This is a genomic window from Hymenobacter swuensis DY53 (assembly GCF_000576555.1).
Lineage (GTDB): Bacteria > Bacteroidota > Bacteroidia > Cytophagales > Hymenobacteraceae > Hymenobacter > Hymenobacter swuensis.
Map to the genome: position 1 here is coordinate 4,471,938 of NZ_CP007145.1, position 16,104 is coordinate 4,488,041.

General features: G+C 58.4%; 12 protein-coding genes and 1 pseudogene. 5 read left to right on the forward strand and 8 right to left on the reverse strand.

Annotated features, from left to right (window positions below; all coding sequences use genetic code 11):
* Positions 1 to 76: 76 nt before the first annotated feature.
* From HSW_RS20475 to HSW_RS20500, 6 genes are all read right to left on the reverse strand, one after another.
* Positions 77 to 2,344 (reverse strand): T9SS type A sorting domain-containing protein, encoded by a 2,268-nt coding sequence (locus HSW_RS20475; RefSeq protein WP_044003580.1) that lies wholly within the window; start codon positions 2,342 to 2,344, stop codon positions 77 to 79.
* 200 nt (positions 2,345 to 2,544) lie between these two features.
* A complete protein-coding gene (locus HSW_RS20480) occupies positions 2,545 to 3,216 on the reverse strand; it encodes a sterol desaturase family protein (protein ID WP_081768530.1) in 672 nt (223 codons plus the stop codon).
* A gap of 71 nt (positions 3,217 to 3,287) precedes the next feature.
* Complete coding sequence (locus tag HSW_RS20485; protein ID WP_052346692.1) at positions 3,288 to 3,809, reverse strand: shikimate kinase; 522 nt, start codon at positions 3,807 to 3,809, stop codon at positions 3,288 to 3,290.
* Between the two features lie 194 nt (positions 3,810 to 4,003).
* Entirely contained in the window at positions 4,004 to 5,062 is a 1,059-nt protein-coding gene (locus tag HSW_RS20490; protein ID WP_044003581.1) for an ABC transporter permease, read from the reverse strand.
* A 94-nt stretch (positions 5,063 to 5,156) separates the two neighbouring features.
* Complete coding sequence (locus HSW_RS20495) at positions 5,157 to 6,263, reverse strand: BT_3928 family protein (protein ID WP_044003583.1); 1,107 nt, start codon at positions 6,261 to 6,263, stop codon at positions 5,157 to 5,159.
* A 132-nt stretch (positions 6,264 to 6,395) separates the two neighbouring features.
* Positions 6,396 to 6,947 carry a DUF1599 domain-containing protein gene (locus tag HSW_RS20500; protein WP_044005306.1) on the reverse strand — a complete coding sequence of 184 codons (552 nt, stop codon included), beginning with the start codon at positions 6,945 to 6,947 and terminating at the stop codon, positions 6,396 to 6,398.
* A gap of 156 nt (positions 6,948 to 7,103) precedes the next feature.
* Between HSW_RS20500 and folP the strand changes: the two genes are divergently transcribed.
* From folP to HSW_RS20515, 3 genes and pseudogenes are all read left to right on the forward strand, one after another.
* The gene (folP, locus tag HSW_RS20505; protein ID WP_044003585.1) at positions 7,104 to 7,985 is read left to right on the forward strand and encodes a dihydropteroate synthase; all 882 of its coding nucleotides are present in this window, start codon (positions 7,104 to 7,106) and stop codon (positions 7,983 to 7,985) included.
* Positions 7,982 to 8,826, forward strand: a pseudogene (locus tag HSW_RS20510) (diadenylate cyclase). The gene folP and the pseudogene HSW_RS20510 overlap by 4 nt, the downstream one beginning before the upstream one ends.
* A gap of 389 nt (positions 8,827 to 9,215) precedes the next feature.
* The gene (locus HSW_RS20515) at positions 9,216 to 10,232 is read left to right on the forward strand and encodes a hypothetical protein (RefSeq protein WP_044003586.1); all 1,017 of its coding nucleotides are present in this window, start codon (positions 9,216 to 9,218) and stop codon (positions 10,230 to 10,232) included.
* A gap of 143 nt (positions 10,233 to 10,375) precedes the next feature.
* Here HSW_RS20515 and kbl read toward each other — a convergent pair whose 3' ends face one another.
* Together kbl and HSW_RS20525 are read right to left on the reverse strand one after the other, a co-directional pair.
* Positions 10,376 to 11,572: a glycine C-acetyltransferase gene (kbl, locus tag HSW_RS20520; protein WP_044003588.1), complete on the reverse strand. Its 1,197-nt coding sequence runs from the start codon at positions 11,570 to 11,572 to the stop codon at positions 10,376 to 10,378.
* A 164-nt stretch (positions 11,573 to 11,736) separates the two neighbouring features.
* On the reverse strand, positions 11,737 to 12,816 hold the full coding sequence (locus tag HSW_RS20525) for a patatin-like phospholipase family protein (RefSeq protein WP_044003590.1): 1,080 nt from the start codon (positions 12,814 to 12,816) through the stop codon (positions 11,737 to 11,739).
* Between the two features lie 148 nt (positions 12,817 to 12,964).
* On the opposite strand from HSW_RS20525, the gene HSW_RS20530 reads away from it, so the two are divergent.
* Together HSW_RS20530 and HSW_RS20540 are read left to right on the forward strand one after the other, a co-directional pair.
* A complete protein-coding gene (locus HSW_RS20530) occupies positions 12,965 to 13,954 on the forward strand; it encodes an NAD-dependent epimerase/dehydratase family protein (protein ID WP_052346693.1) in 990 nt (329 codons plus the stop codon).
* 587 nt (positions 13,955 to 14,541) lie between these two features.
* On the forward strand, positions 14,542 to 16,068 hold the full coding sequence (locus HSW_RS20540; RefSeq protein ID WP_044003594.1) for an ArnT family glycosyltransferase: 1,527 nt from the start codon (positions 14,542 to 14,544) through the stop codon (positions 16,066 to 16,068).
* Positions 16,069 to 16,104: the final 36 nt, after the last annotated feature.

A 16,104-nucleotide genomic window follows, 5' to 3' on the forward strand; every position in this document is an offset into this window, starting at 1 on the left:
GACACTACCGACAAACACAAGAACGGGCGGCTCCTGACAGGAGCCGCCCGTTCTTGTGTTTGTCGGTAGTGTCAGGTTACTGCTTGATCAATCGTATTGTTTTCAGGCCCTGGGCAGTACGAATACGCACGATATACACACCGTTTGGCTGCTGCTGTAAGTCAATGCGCCCATCTGAGTCAACGGATTGAACTCTTGCTCCAATTACATTCAGCACTTCCGCCTGCACCGTTGAGTTGGCCGCTGGCAGTACTAATTGATACAGACCTGTGCCTGGGTTAGGCGTCAGTACTACCGGGGCAGTTCCCGACACGGTAGCTACCGTTACTACGGAGGAAAAAGCCTCTGTTCCATCCGTATCTAGTTGGCGCAACCGGTAATAGGTAGTTTGTACCGGTGGCTGCGCATCACTATACTGGTACTGCTGGCTGACAGAACTGGTCCCCGTGCCTTTTACGGTACCGATTGGCAGGAAATCCTGCCCGGTGGTGCTTCTTTCTATAATAAAACGGTCGTTGTTCACTTCCTGAGCCGTTTGCCACTCACAAAGTACCCCGCCCGTTGGTTCGCGGCGGGCAGTGAAGTTGGTAAGCGTCACTGGCAACACCCCACCAGCGCGCGACGATACCGCAAAAGGCGAAAAGCTGGTGATGCCGGAGCGGCTGATAGCGTAAGTGGCACCCCCATCGGAGGAGCTGGCACCGGTTACTGCAATGCCCGCATCCCACTTGTTAGTTGTGGTGTTATAGTGCTCCAGACGGGCCGAAGCAGGCACGAAATCATTGCGCTGCACAGTGGCGGGCCATTGCAACTGCAGGGTAGCGTTGGAATTACCGGTTACTTCTTCCTCCACAAACCAAGTGCGCGTAACGTTGCGGTTACGGGTAGCATTGCCGTTGCCCGTGTGGCCATTATAGCTCGGGTACACCTCACTCTGCACCTGCACACTGAATACATCTTCAGACCGAGCGGCGGTTTGGGTAAGATAAGCCGGTGTGTAGACCGCACCGATACCTACCGGGAACTTTACCGGTATACCATCTGCCAGCACCGTTTGCTTAAGCGCGCCTGCGCCATTCGTGCGGATAAAAGCGTTGTTATCGCCACCATTGATTTTGCCACCCCGGATGATGGTCAGATCATAGTCACCCAGCACCAGATAAGACGTTCCACTCAGGGTCAGGTCGCCATTGATAATGGTATTTCCCGTGAGGGTTTTCGGGCTGCTACCATCCAGTATCAGGTTGCCGTAATTATTGCTGGTCAGAGGCGTATTGCTCCCATCACGCACGTACTTCACGGTGCTTTCATTGCCAATGCGGCCCAGAGTGGGCAGTTGACCATTCCCGCGCTGAATATCCAGGGTGGCATTATCCAGCACGTCTACGGTACCCGTAATGCCATTGCCGCCGCCGTTCAGAATCAGCAGGTACGCCGCCGAAACTCCATCACCCACCACAATTTTGGAATTATTGCCGCTGACGGTCCAGTTGGCTGACACCCGGTCATCGGTCACATTCGACAGAATGTAGTACGTCCGGCCGGCTGTGGTGAAGTTGTTGGGGCTGGTGCCGCTGCCGTTGCGGTTAGGGGCCCAGTTGGCCAGCGTATTCAGGTTGCCCGTGCCTTTGTAGTAAAATACGTCCGTTTCAGGAGTCACCGTTACATCATCCACCGACAGGCCGTTGCCGTTGGTGGCGTTGTTGAGTTCATAGCGCCAGCGCAACATGACCTCCGCATTATTGGCCAGGTTCAGATTCTGGATGGTGTACGTGCGGGTACGGCGGTTGGCGGAGGAATTACCATTCTTGTTATCGATAACCGTGGCTGTGGAAGGCGCATCCACATTCAGGGCCGATACGTTCGTCCAGGTGCCACTAGCTACTGAGGTAATGGCGCTGGTGCTGGTCCGATAGTCAAAGGAAACCTGCGCCTGATCCTGGCGGCCGGAGTTATACCACTGCTCAATGGCAAAAGATACACCCAGGTTTTTGATGCTGGTACCCGTGGTATTCTTGAAACGCATAGCCACGTAACCAGTACCATTGGTGGCAAACGAAGCCACACCACCTAGTGCCCGATCAGCCTCATTGGTTGCGCCAAAATGGTAGAAGTTAGCACTTGTATTAGAGCCATCATTAGCGGCACACGGCACCGACTGATAGCCCGCATATTCAATATACACCCCACCAATGGTAGAGTTACTGACGAAGGCTGTCTTGCCGTTGAGGGAGTTGAAGTTCTCGGTATAAGGATTTACCGATGACAGGCTGATCTGGGCGGCGGCAGGCTCAGCAAGTAAGCCGCTGAGCAGAGCGCACAGCAAAAAGTAGCGTTGTTTCATAGAGTTGAAGGGAACGATAGTGACATGGACGTCGAAAAATCAAGTTTTTCGACGCTCACACAAAACTCGCTTCTTCCCTGCAGGAATCCAATTGCTTTTTGAGCATCGCGCAAATTCACAGCTAATTAACTACTGGAGCAGCACAAAAAAAACCCCTCTCACAAGGGGCTTTTTATTAAATATAGCATATCTAAAAAATACTATTTCTTCTTGGGCATGGTGCCAATGATATGGTCCCAGAGGGTGGTGCTCACGCCAAAGGCAATTTCATCTTGGCGGTAGTGGTGCTGGGCATGGTGGTGCCACCAGAATTTCAGGAAGTTCTTCGGCGGCGCGTACACGTGAATGGCGTAATGCACGAACAGGTACAGCGCGTAGCCGAACACAAAGCCCGCCAGTACACCCAGCCCGGCGTTGCCCAGCGTGAAGCGGAAGATGAAAAACAGCAAAGAGGTAACGAATACCGTCAGGATGGGCGGCATGGCCAGCCGGGTTTCGTCCTTCGGAAACTCGTGGTGCACCCCGTGCATGGTGTACTGGAACTTAGCCTTGCGCGGCGTATCGGCATCCATGTGGTACACGAACCGGTGCATCAGGTACTCGGCCAGCGTAAACAGCAGCCAGCCGCCCAGAAACAGGCCAAAGGCCGAAAGGCCGGTGAGCAGGCCCTGGCTCAGACCGTAATATAGGCTCACGGCAGCCACGGCAAAAAAGATGGTCAGCGGGGCCGCAATGTGGGTGTGCGTAAGGCGCTCCAGCACCGGGTTTTCAAACAGGCGGGCCGAGCCCTTGTGCTTAGGTTTGATGGCATCGGGGGTTTTCACCGCCGTTACTTTAACGGCAGGTTCCAGAGCTTCGGAAGTGGTATTCATACCAATACAGGGATGATGAAGGCGCAAAAATACGGATGCTTGCGCAAATGCCGGGCCAGCAGCCTCATATATTACGCGGTGAGGTAGTAGCGGGCCACCAGTTGCTGCACGGCCTCCAGGGAACAGGTAGGGGCTGCACAGCACAGCGGCGCGCGGTCGTAGAACTGTTGGCGGGCAGCTAAGGTTTCACGCAGGCGGCTTTCCAGGGCGTCGGCGTCGGGCAGGGCGGCCAGCAGCGGCCGACTGGCCGCCACGGCCAACAGCCGGCGCACCAGCTCCGCCACCGGTACGGCTAGGTACAGCGTCAGGCCGGTTTCGAGCAATACCTCCAGGTTGTGATGGAAGCAAGGAGTGCCGCCGCCGGTAGCCAGCACCACCTGCGGGTAGCGGGCCACCACGTCGCGCAGCACATCGGCCTCGCGCTGCCGGAAGTACTCCTCCCCGTCCTGGGCAAATATCTCCGACACGCTCCGCTGCTCCTGGCACACAATTTCCTCATCCAGGTCCAGAAACGGCACTTCGTAGGCCGTAGCCAGTGCGCGGCCCAGCGTAGTTTTGCCGGCCCCGGGCATGCCAATCAGGTACAGCCGCATGATCTTGGAATGTGGAAAATGTGATGGGAATGTACTTTGGGAATGTGGGAGGGTGATAATACGACAATGTGAGGTTGAGGCCATCAGGTCGCTTATAGGGAACAGAATGCGTGGACTTTTCGGCTTCTCCGCATCACCACGCACAGTTCAACATTCCCACCACATTTCTCACATGAAGACTCCTCTTCCCGCAGCTACCCCAGCTTCACCCGAGGGTCCAGTACGGCGTAGAAAATATCCACCACAATGTTCACGACGACGAACAGCGCGGCAATGAAGATGGTGGCCCCCATCACCACCGGAAAATCAAGGTTTTCCACGGCGCGGAGCGTAACAGTGCCCAGGCCCTTCCAGTTGAAAATGTACTCGATGAAGAACGCCCCTGCCATGAGCGAAGCCAGCCACCCCGAAACGGCCGTAATAACCGGATTCAGAGCGTTTTTGAGGGCGTGCCCTACCACGGTGCGGTAACCCGAAAGGCCCTTAGCCCGCGCCGTCCGGATGTAGTCCTGACTCATCACATCGAGCATGGAGGAACGGGTGAGCTGCACAATAACCGCCAGCGGCCGGATACCCAGCGCAAAGGCCGGCAGCAGTAGGTTTTTCAACACCAAGTGGCGGCCCGTGAAGGGGTCGGTTTCAAAGAGTTGACCGGTGAGGTTGAGGCCCGTCCAGCGGCTCCAGTAGAACCCGAACGTCATGGCAATAAGGATGGCAGCCACAAACGACGGCACCGAAATACCCAGCACCGAGGTAGATACCAGCGCCCTGTCGAGCCAGGAATGGGGCTGCAGGGCCGCTACCACACCCAGCGTGATGCCCAACACCGCCGCCAGCAGCATGGCGGCTACGGCCAGCCAGAGCGTCCCTGTAAAGTGGTCGAGCAGGATGCTGAGCACTTCCTTGTTACTCTGAAAAGAGCGGCGCAGATACGGCGTTTTCAGCACCAGCCCGGTTTCGGAACCTAGCAGCAGCACCTGCACCCCACCGTACTTAGCCACTCCCGCCGAATCGCGCGGGTGAATACCGAGTGGCGACACATCATTCAGGTAGCCGAGTAGCTGGGCCGGTAACGGCTGGTCGAGGCCCAGGTCGGCGGCAATGGCGGCGCGGGTGGAGGCGTCGGAGCGTTGGCCAGCCAGCAGGGCCACCGGGTCGCCGGGCAGCACCTGAAACAGGAAGAACACAGTGAGTGCCACCCCCACCAGCACCAGCGCCCCCTGCCATAAGCGGGTCAGGATAAAACCAAGCATCTTCTTTAGTTATACAGTTGCCAGTTGTGAGTTGCTTGCCATTGCTGAGTAATAGAATCAACTAGCAACCGGCAACTCACAACTGGCAACTCAATTACAGCAGTTCTTCCAGCTTGCTGGCGTCGGGAATGTCGTGATAGTGGAATTTGCCTTTTACCACGCCGTTCTGCAGCAGAATGAAGCCCGGGTTGGAGCGAATCATGGATTTAAGCACGGTGGCATCGGCGAAGTAGTAGGTGCCGGCCAGGTTCACATCGTGGCGGAAGGCATCGAACTCCTGGGGGCTGCTGCTGGTGACAATGAGGGGCTGAATCTGCTTGCGCGACTTAGCCGTGGCCGCCATCAACTCCCCAATATCCTTGAACCGGTCCCGGTCGGCTTCGGCTGCGCCCTGCACGATGAGCAACAGCTTGTTGCCCTTCAGTACCTCTGCCGTGTGGTCTTTTCCGTCGGCATCGAAGATGGAGAAGTCGGTGATGAGCGGCTTGGATTTCTCCGGGTTCAACACTTCCATACTTTTATACTTCCAGGTGGAGTCGGTGGGGTACTCAGCAAAGGTCTTCGACTCGCCGTTGCGTTCCATCACGTACTGGTAGCGGGCCTGCTCCTGCGGCTTCATTAGCTGCGGAATGTTGTTGCCTACTTTGTAGGGCAGGAAATCAAAGTACGGCAGGTGGCCCAGGGCCCGCACCCCGATGCCAATAGCCACCGCCGAAGCAATGGTAATGTACATGACGCCCAGCGTGCCTTTGGCAAACACCCGGCGCAGGTAGCGCTGGTTGCTGAACACCACGGCCCACAAGCCCAGCAGCACCATGTCCTTGAAAAATGAAGTCCAGGGCGTGAGCTTGATGAAGTCGCCGAAGCAGCCACAGTCGGTGACTTTGTTGAAGGCCGCCGAGTAGAACGTGAGGAACCCGAAGAACACCAGCAGCCCCAGCAGCACCCACAGCGTCTGGCGCAGCATCCAACGCAGCAGCACCGCCACGCCCAACACCACTTCCAGGGAGCTGAGGAAGATGCTCAAAACGCGGGCATGGGGAATGAATACGCTGAAAAACGACCCAAAATCCTTCGAGAATACTTCAAAATACTCCTCCAGCTTGAGTGCCGTCCCGATGGGGTCGTTCAGCTTCACAAGGCCGGAGAAGATGAATACCACGCCCAGCAATAGCCAGCAGATTCGGGTAAATTGTTTCATGAACGGGGGAGCGTAACGGAGTAGCGGCATACCTGAGTACTCATTCAGGCACGCTTAGGCTACGTTGAGAAGACAGAGTTGAAGGTAATGTGCTGAGGCTACTACGCAAAAGTAGGGCGGTAAGCTGCTTACTCAGTTACTCTGCCCAAAGCCCATTTTTATCAGCACGAACACGGCATAGTTGAGCATGTCGCGGTAGTTGGCGTCCACGCCTTCCGACACGCGGGTGAGGCCGTGCAGGTCCTCAATCTGTTTGGTGCGGTGCAGCTTCATCAGAATAATATCGGTGATGCTCTCGATACGCATTTGCCGCCAGGCCTCGCCGTAGTCGTGATTTTTGGCAAACAGCAGCTGGCGGTTGACTTCCACCTGTGCGTCGTAGGCGGCAGCCACGGCGGCGGGCTCCAGGTCCTGGGGCGCGTCGGCGGGCAGCTGCAGCTGCATCAGGGCAATAATGCAGTAGTTGATGATGGCCACGAACTCCTCCTCCACCCCATCGGCCACCAGTTGGGTGCCCTTCTCCTGAATGCTGCGGATGCGCTGGGCCTTGATGTACAACTGGTCCGTTACGGAGGGCAGACGCAGGATGCGCCAGGCCGTGCCGTAGTCGTGGGTTTTGGCCAGAAACAGTGTCCGGCACCGTGCTATTACCCGGTCGTATTCAAGCTGGGTTTGATTCTCCAAGTTTTTGGGGCTATTTTGGAGGGTCTGGGACCCGCCGGTCATGCAGAGCGCAGCGAAGCATCTCGCTCGTGAGAAATCAGCTTACTTTATGGCAACGTCAGCCCGCGAGATGCTTCGCTGCGCTCTGCATGACGGCCTTATTCTTTCCCGAAACCCATGTTCCAGGCCCCGCAAGATACATGCTTTTCCCCGAGGCTGACGCTGCGCTGCCCCGGCGGCCGGGTGCTGGATCTGCGCCGCCCGCAGGTGATGGGCATCCTGAATCTGACTCCCGATTCGTTCTACCAGGGCAGCCGCGTGGCCGCCGAAGACGACCTGCTGCGCCGCGCCGAACAGATGCTGCGCGCGGGGGCCGCTGTGCTCGATTTGGGCGGTTACTCCTCCCGCCCCGGGGCTATCGACATCAGCCCCGATGAAGAAAAACAACGCCTGCTGCCGGCTGTAGCCGCCGTGCGCCGCGCTTTTCCGGAGGCCTTTCTTTCCGTAGACACCTTCCGGGCGGAGGTAGCCACCGAGGCCGTAGCCGCCGGGGCCGACATCCTCAACGACATCAGCGGCGGTCAGCTTGATGCCGAGATGCTGCCCACCGCCGGCCGCCTGGGCGTGCCCTACATTCTGATGCACATGCGCGGCACGCCCCAGACCATGACCCAGTTCACCCACTACGAGGGCGACCTGGTGCTGGAGCTGGTGCGCTACTTCCTGGACAAGCTCACGGAGCTGCGCCGCCACGGCGTGACCGACGTGGTGCTGGACCCCGGCTTCGGTTTTGCCAAAACCCCGGCCCAGGGCCACGAGCTGCTGCGGCGGCTGCGGGAGCTGCACGTGCTGGGCCTGCCGGTGCTGGCGGGCCTCTCACGCAAAAGCATGGTGTACAAGACCCTGGGCCTCACGCCCGAGGCAGCTCTGGCGGGCACCGTGAGCGTGAACACGCTGGCCGTACTCAACGGGGCCAAGTTGCTGCGCGTACATGATGTGGCCGAGGCCGTGCAAACCATTCAACTCGTATCGAACACATATTCCCCGCTTTCCCCGTGATTGGCTCCTTCTCCATCGGCTTCCTGCGCATTGGCTGGATAGACGTCGTGGACGTGCTACTGGTCACGGCCCTGTTTTACCAGCTTTACAAGCTGCTGACGGGCAGCGTGGCGCTGAAGGTGTTTCTGGGTTTCATGTCGCTGTACCTGTTTTACCTGGTGGTGAAGGCGGCCGGCATGGAGCTGCTCACCAGCATTCTGGGCCAGTTTATGAGCGTGGGCGTGTTGGCGGGCATCATTCTGTTTCAGCAGGAAATCCGGCGGTTTTTGCTGAACGTAGGCAAGGCCACTTCCTTCGGCAGTCGCATGCGCATGTTTCCGTGGCGGCGCGAGCAGGAGCAGGAGCGCATGAACCTCACGCCGTTCATTGAAGCCGCCAAAAGTCTGGCCGGCAAGCAGACCGGCGCGCTCATCGCCTTCAGCATGGCCTCCGACCTCAAGTTCTTCGCCGACTCCGGCGACCTGATTGACGCCGCCGTGAGCAAGCGGCTCCTACTGAGTATCTTCAACAAAACCAGCCCCCTGCACGACGGCGCGGTTATCATCACCAACGGCCGCATCAAGGCGGCGCGCTGCATTCTGCCCGTGAGTGAAAACCCCGACGTGCCAGCGGCCCTGGGTTTGCGGCACCGCGCCGCCATTGGCTCTGACGGAAAGTGACGGGCGCCGTGGTACTGGTGGTGAGCGAGGAAACCGGCCAGATTTCGCTGGTGCGCGGCGGTGAGGTCTTCCGCAACCTGGCCCCTGCCGACCTGCGCGCCCGCCTCAACGAGTTCCTGTTCGACGCCGCCCCCAAACCCGGCCCTGTCGCAGGTGCTACGGCGCCGGAGGTAGCGGCGTAGCAGAAGATGTCATACGACGCGCGAAGCAATCCTTCACGAAGCTCTCAACGCTGAGAAGAAGAAAGCCCTTATGCTATGGTGGCATAAGGGCTTTCTTCTTCTCAGCGTTTCGTGCGGGATATCAAGGAAGGATTCTGTCGCGCCGCTCGCAATGACAGCCCATGCGAACCAAGCCATCCTAGGTGTCTTTGGGAGTTGGACCACATGCCGCAAGAAATGACTTGCAGGCTTTTCATACATCTACAGCCGACGCAACTTAGTCGAAATGCCATAGGGTAATTGGTCGAATTAATGCGGCGGCAAGCAAATAAATCCGGTGTTTCGTTTTGTGACGCTGCTGGTAAGGTGGCGGGCAGCATAGTTATTTCTGGTTTCACAACTCGTACAGCATGAGCACTATCCTCGATACCTGTTTAGCAGATTTTGTCGATCAGTTACAAGCAACAGAGCTCGTAATGGCAGTTAGGGACTCCTTTGTGAAGCCGGAGGCACTGTATGCTGCGTTGATTAACAATCAAATGCAAACCCATGCCGGACCAGAAGGCCTGGAACAAATTCGTCAGGTGAGCCGCAACTACTTTACAGGGGTGGAGCTATGCCGGGCCAACAAGCTGCCGTTGGCACACGCCCACTTACAGCACTGCGATGCGCAACTTGCGCAACTTCCGGCCGCAGCCAGGGCTTTAGCAACACTAACCCGCAACGGGGCGTGGAGCAACTATTATTACAAAGCCCAGGATGGTGACCAAGCCATTGAGGTGCTTCGCGAGGGATTCGGGCTGAGCGCAGAAATCGAACGCCAGGGATGTCCGGCCTTTCTGTACTGGCGCATCGGCCACTTGTTCAACATTGTTACGGTGCTATTCAGGAGTCAGGAGTACGAAGCAGGCTATCGGTTACTGAAAAACGCCCTGATTTTCGTGCATTCTGGCCAGACCACTGATTTGCTGACCGAAGACTGGAACGGGGTGCCCATTGACAGTGTACCCGTCTTGCAGGAAAATTGCCTGAACCAGCTGTTTGGTCAACTCGCGCTGCAGAATATGCTGCACATGAGCCACAGCCGTTACGGAGACGCATTTTATCACGCGTTTTTCTTCTGGCAGTTACTGTTGGATATGGAAGCCGAAACGTACAACAGAACCGTCATTTACAACTGGATGTATGCCAAAGCCTCGTACGCCGAACAAGGAATCCATGCCTTTCTCGAAAACACACACGAGTTCCTAACGGACACGGCCATTACCCGCGAGTATGACTTATTCAAAGTCAACTTGCTTGCGCAGGTAAAATGGCTGGTTCTTCAGCAGCCCCACAATACCCAATTGGCGGAACGCATTCAGTTGCTTTCCGACACAGCGTACGGCGACCTTAAATTCAACCTGCATAAGCTAAAACAAACCTGAGCAGGCAGTACCCTCCGGCCCGGCAGTTGCACCGCACCCGAATCCGGAGGGCTACCTGCATGAAAAAGAAAAGGTCCGCTCATGAGCGGACCTTTTCTTTTTTATGCAGTTTCAAGCAGGGCCCGTTTGTTACGCCCTGCCAGTTACTTCAGTACTTCCAGCTCTTTGCCTACCTCAATGAAGGCGGCAATGGCTTTGTCGAGCTGGGCGCGGGTGTGGGCGGCGGAGAGCTGCACCCGGATGCGGGCCTGCCCCTTGGGCACTACAGGGAAATAGAACCCCACCACGTAAATCCCTTTTTCCAGCATCAGGGCCGCAAATTCCTGGGCCAGACGGGCATCGTAGAGCATGACGGGCACGATGGGGTGCTCCCCAGGCTTGATGTCGAAGCCGGCGGCCGTCATCTTCTCGCGGAAGTACTTCGTGTTTTCCTCGAGCTGGTCGCGGAGCTGGGTGCTTTCGGTGAGCAGCTCCAGTACCCGCAGGCTGGCCCCCACGATGGCGGGCGCGAGGGTGTTGCTGAACAGATACGGCCGGCTGCGCTGACGCAGCATATCAATGATTTCCTTGCGGCCGGTGGTGAAGCCGCCCATGGCCCCGCCCAATGCCTTGCCCAACGTGCCCGTGATGATATCCACCCGGCCCATGACGCCCCGCATTTCGTGGGTACCGCGGCCGGTTTTGCCCAAAAAGCCGGTGCTGTGGCACTCATCCACCATCACCAGGGCCTGGTACTTGTCGGCCAAGTCGCAGATGGCATCCAGGCGGGCGATGGTGCCGTCCATGCTGAACGAGCCGTCGGTGACGATGATACGGTGGCGGCTGCCCTTCTGCTGGGCGTCCTGAAGCTGCTTTTCCAGGTCCTCCATGTCGTTGTGAGCGTAGCGGTAGCGCTGGGCCTTGCACAGGCGCACGCCGTCGATGATGGAGGCGTGGTTGAGGGAGTCGGAGATGATGGCGTCCTGCTCGTTGAACAAGGGCTCGAACACGCCGCCGTTGGCGTCAAAAGCCGCCGCATACAGGATGGTATCCTCGGTACCCAGGAACTCGGCCAGCTTGGCTTCGAGCTGCTTGTGGATATCCTGGGTGCCGCAGATAAAGCGCACCGACGACAGGCCGTAGCCGTGCGAGTCGATGGCCTCTTTGGCGGCCTTGATTACCTCGGGGTGCGAGGAGAGGCCCAGGTAGTTGTTGGCGCAGAAGTTCAGCACCTCACCCGCCTCGGCGGTTTCAATTTCGGCGCCTTGGGGCGAGGTTATCACCCGCTCCTTTTTGTAGAGGCCGGCGTCTTTGATTTCCTGAAGCTGCTGCTGAAGATCGGGCTGGAGGGTGGTGTACATGCGGTGAAATGGGGAGTTAGTGACTTGGTGAGTGGGAGGCTAGGCAAAGATACTACCTGTCATCCTGAGCGGAGCGAAGGACCTTATCCCGTTAGAACTCATCGTGTGATAGTAACCCAAACGTGATAAGGTCCTTCGCTCCGCTCAGGATGACAGGTGGGGGGTCACCGCCCGAAAAACGCCTGCACGCCGCGCTGGCCGCTAGCCATCAGGCGCTGTTTGTCGGCGTCGGGCATGCGCTTGATTTTGGGGGCAAAGCCTTCGGTGTTGATGCTGATGGTGCGGCTCCAGTCCTGGGCGCGGGTGGGGTTGAGGGTTTCCTCGGTGAGGTTGTAGAGGGCCCCGATGTAGCTGCTGAAGCCGTTGATATCGTACGGGGCCAGCTGCTGGCGGCCGGTGGGCAGCGTGTCGCAGGCAATCTGCTCGGCCCTATCCAGGCGCATACCCAGGGTTTCGGGGTTAAACACGCGGCCCTCGGCGTTGGGAGCAGTAGAGGCAGAAAGCTGCGTGGGCAGGTAGCGCGGGTAATCGAACAGCTCCACCGGGTAGTTGGCCAGCAGGCCCCCATCCACCAGCACCTGCACCGGCTGACCCTTCTGCGGCTTGCCCTGAATGACGTTGCCCTGCGCATCGAGCAGCACGGCCCGGAAGTAGAGCGGAATACTCATGCTGATGCGCACGGCATCGGCCACGCGCAGGGTGGGGTTGGTTTCGTGGCTGAATACCTGCACGCGCTGCTGGGTGAGGTTGGTGCCGGTGGTGTAGAGGTCGAGGTAGCGGCCGGGCTGCTGCCGGGCCAGCTGGTGCAGCTCCTGCAAGGTAAGGTTGGGGTTGCCGGTTTTGCGGGCCACCAGCTGCATGATATGCGCGGTGAGGGCGTCGCCGCGGTACCAGCCGAACTGCTTGGTAAGCCGGTGGCTACCCCCAAAAAATAGAAACCGGCCGTCGTTGAAACGCTGAATGGGGGTATTATTCACCACCTCCACAATTTCCTGGGGCGAATAGCCCACGGCCAGCAGCGCCGCCTGAATGGCCCCGGCTGAGGTGCCACCCACCCGCTGCAGCCCCGCCAGCACGCCCTGTTTTTCCAGCTCCAGCAACGCTCCGCCATAGGCCACGCCCCGGATGCCGCCCCCTTCCATTACCAAGTTGCGGTACACCGGCGGGGCCACCAGTTGGGCCGTCGGTTGGGCCAGCCCCGGCAGGCTGCCAAGCAGGAACAAAAGCAGAAACCGGTAGCGCATAGCAAGGGCTGATAAGTGGATGGCCGTAAGAGCCCAAAGATACCGGGGAAGTTGCAGCCCGGCATCATTATAGGCATACCACCGAAAGCGCGCCGGGCCCGTATCTTTGCACTCCTTCACCACCCATTTCCTCTTCACCACCCTCTGAATGGCTACATCCAGCACTTCCGCCGCCACCCCCGGCGACACTATCCTCGTTATCGGCGCCGGCGGCCAGCTAGGGCTGGAACTCACGCACGAGTTGCGCCAGATCTACGGTGCCTCCAACGTAGTAGCCGCCGACGTGCGCGCGCCCCAGGATGCCGAAACGCAGCAGGCCGGCCCCTTCGAGCTGCTGGATGTGCTGGATAAAAACCGCTTGGAAGACGTGATGCGCCAGTACAAGCCCAAGCACGTATACCACCTGGCGGCGCTGCTGTCGGCCACCGCCGAGAAGAACCCCAAGTTCGGCTGGCAGCTGAACATGGACGGCCTGTTTCATGTGCTGGACGCGGCCGTGGACCTGGGCGTGCAGCAGGTGTACTGGCCCAGCAGCATTGCCGTGTTCGGCCCCGACACCCCTCGCCACAACACGCCCCAGCTCACCGTCATGAACCCCAACACGGTGTACGGCATCAGCAAGCTGGCCGGGGAGCAGTGGTGCGAGTGGTACTTCCGCAAGCACGGCCTGGATGTGCGCAGCCTGCGCTACCCCGGCCTTATCGGCTACAAGAGCCTGCCCGGCGGCGGCACCACCGACTACGCTGTGGACATCTACCACAAGGCCGTGGCCGGCGAGAATTTTGAGTGCTTCCTCAGCGAGGACACCTACCTGCCCATGATGTATATGCCCGACGCGCTGAAGGCTACCCTCGATCTGATGCACGCCCCCGCCGACAACATCAAGGTGCGCAGCAGCTACAATCTGGGTGCTATGAGCTTCAGCCCGAAGGAAATTACGGCCAGCATCCAGCGCCACTATCCCGATTTTCAGGTGAACTACAAGCCCGATGCCCGCCAGCAGATTGCCGATTCCTGGCCCGCCAGCATCGACGACAGCCAGGCCCGCCAGGACTGGAACTGGCAGCCCCAGTTCACGCTGGATAAAATGACTGACGACATGCTGCTGCACCTGAAGGAACTGGTGGTGCTGAAGTAGTATCTATGTTACTGAGCCTAGTAAGCACCTTATTGTCTATCGGCGGGTTTGCAATAAAACTTAGCTTAGTCTTCTTCTTTTTTCGATTTTTCATTCGGACGCTTGCACGCCGGGGTATGTTTCGCTTGTTCAATCCTTTTCAGCCGGGTTGGAAGCAACTACACCGGAAGTACGGAATTGTACAGATTGTTCGCCCCACCGAATGGATGTCGGGTCTTATAGGGGCTGGCAACTATGACAATGGGCTTAAGTTCAGATTAGAAGCCCAGCATTGGGTACTTCAAAATATGGATATGTCGGGTTCATTAGTCCGCATCCCTTATGCTGACATTGACATTATACAACCACCGACACCCTTTCGGATTTCACGTTTCAGCGCAACAGAGTACACTAACGGCATATTTCGGGTAGGGGACGTTAAAATTGAGCTTGCCGCTTACTGGGCCGATCAACTACTACGCCACATGGCCGCAGCCGATACTTCAGCTACTTCCTGATTTTTTTGTCAAGCCGACGAAAAGCCCTGCCTCGTCCGGCGGGGCTTTTCTGCACCTCATTACTCCCTTAGTTATCCGCCGCTGTCTGCTATGCCCGCTACCCGCCTGCACACTACCCTGCTTCTCCTTGCGCAGCCCCGCTGGTTCTGGCCGTTGCTCATCGGATTGAATCTGGTGCTGCACCTGCCGTTTTTTCAGCAGCCGCCCAACAGCGTGCATCTGTGGCGGCAGAGCAACACCATGGCCGTGGCCCGCAACTTCGCCGAGGAAGACATGAACATCCTGCGCCCCCGCGTAGACCGGCGCAACGACTCAGACGGTGTGACGGGGATGCAGTTTCCTTCCTACGAGTGGGTGGTGGCCCTTAACTACAAAGTATTCGGGCTCCATGAGGCCATTCCCAGAATGGTGAACTGGCTGATTTTTATGGCGGGGGTAGTCGCTTTCCACGGATTGGTGAAGCTGCTGACGGGTTCCCGGTGGCTGGCCGCCGTGGGCGCCTGGGGCCTTACCTGGTCCCCGGAGCTGTTCTATCATTCGCTCAATGCTCTGCCCGATGTGCTGGCGCTCAGTGCTTCGCTCTGGGGCCTGTGGTATTTCCTGAAATGGTACCGGGAGCCCCGGCCGGTCTACTTCACCATCAGTTTACTGGCTACCACGCTAGGCGGCCTCACCAAGCTGCAGTACTTAGTGGTGGGGGTGCCCATTGCGGTACTTGTTGTGCGTGACCTGGTGCAGAGGAAACTGGTGCTGAAGCGGCTGGGGTGGCTGGCCGTGTTTGCCGTAGTAGCAGTAGGCGTACCGATAGCCTGGTACGCGTATGCCTTGCACCTGATCAAGGAATCGGGCCTGACTGATTTCGGATTGGAAGTACGCTCGGCTACTTCTTTGGCCACGGCGCTGGATATTCTCAAGGACAACGTGGTGTCGGACACGCCGGAGCTGCTGCTCAACTTTGCTTCGTTCGGGCTGCTGCTGCTGGGGCTGATGGCCCTGGTGCGGGAGCGAAAATGGCGTAACTTCTGGTTTCTGCCGATACTGGTGTGGGTGCTGGCCTTGGTGGTGTACCACTTGCTGGAGCTGCGCCAGATGGATTACCACCAGTATTACATGCTGCCCCACGTACCAATCCTGCTGCTGCTGGCGGTGCTGGGTGCGGGCTGGCTGTACCGGCAACCCGGGCGCTGGGCGGGGCTGCTGCTGGCCCTGCTGCTGCTGGCCCAGCCCGTGCTGGCTTTCGTGCGCATTGCCCCGCCGCGCTGGATGCGCGGCCCCCGCGACATTGCCCCGGAGTTTTACTACGAAGCCTCCCGCCACCAGCTCCGAACCGCCGCCCCCGACTCGGCCCTGTGCATAGTAGGCCCTGATGAATCCGGCTGCATCTACTTCTATTTTCTGCACAAAAAAGGCTTCGGCTTCTCTGACCGCAACGAGCTGTTCGCCCCCGATTCTATTGGCCAGCCTTACCTCAGCCGCTGCCTCCAGCGCGGGGCCCGCTTCCTCTACACCGATGACTCCATGCTGGTAACCGACCCGCGCCTACGGCAGTACAACGGGCGGGTGGTACAGAAAACCGGCCGCTTCCGGGTAGTAGAGTTTCCGGCCGTAGCCCGGTAGTATCCGTAAAACCGGAGCTGGATCATCACGTCTGTA

Excerpts from the sequence above, each read along its gene's own strand:
- kbl (WP_044003588.1), bottom strand. The coding sequence starts at position 11,572 with ATGTACACCACCCTCCAGCCCGATCTTCAGCAGCAGCTTCAGGAAATC.
- HSW_RS20480 (WP_081768530.1), bottom strand. The coding sequence starts at position 3,216 with ATGAATACCACTTCCGAAGCTCTGGAACCTGCCGTTAAAGTAACGGCG.
- HSW_RS20515 (WP_044003586.1), top strand. The coding sequence starts at position 9,216 with ATGAGCACTATCCTCGATACCTGTTTAGCAGATTTTGTCGATCAGTTA.
- HSW_RS20490 (WP_044003581.1), bottom strand. The coding sequence starts at position 5,062 with ATGCTTGGTTTTATCCTGACCCGCTTATGGCAGGGGGCGCTGGTGCTG.
- HSW_RS20530 (WP_052346693.1), top strand. The coding sequence starts at position 12,965 with ATGGCTACATCCAGCACTTCCGCCGCCACCCCCGGCGACACTATCCTC.
- HSW_RS20485 (WP_052346692.1), bottom strand. The coding sequence starts at position 3,809 with ATGCGGCTGTACCTGATTGGCATGCCCGGGGCCGGCAAAACTACGCTG.
- HSW_RS20540 (WP_044003594.1), top strand. The coding sequence starts at position 14,542 with ATGCCCGCTACCCGCCTGCACACTACCCTGCTTCTCCTTGCGCAGCCC.
- HSW_RS20525 (WP_044003590.1), bottom strand. The coding sequence starts at position 12,816 with ATGCGCTACCGGTTTCTGCTTTTGTTCCTGCTTGGCAGCCTGCCGGGG.
- folP (WP_044003585.1), top strand. The coding sequence starts at position 7,104 with ATGTTCCAGGCCCCGCAAGATACATGCTTTTCCCCGAGGCTGACGCTG.
- HSW_RS20495 (WP_044003583.1), bottom strand. The coding sequence starts at position 6,263 with ATGAAACAATTTACCCGAATCTGCTGGCTATTGCTGGGCGTGGTATTC.
- HSW_RS20475 (WP_044003580.1), bottom strand. The coding sequence starts at position 2,344 with ATGAAACAACGCTACTTTTTGCTGTGCGCTCTGCTCAGCGGCTTACTT.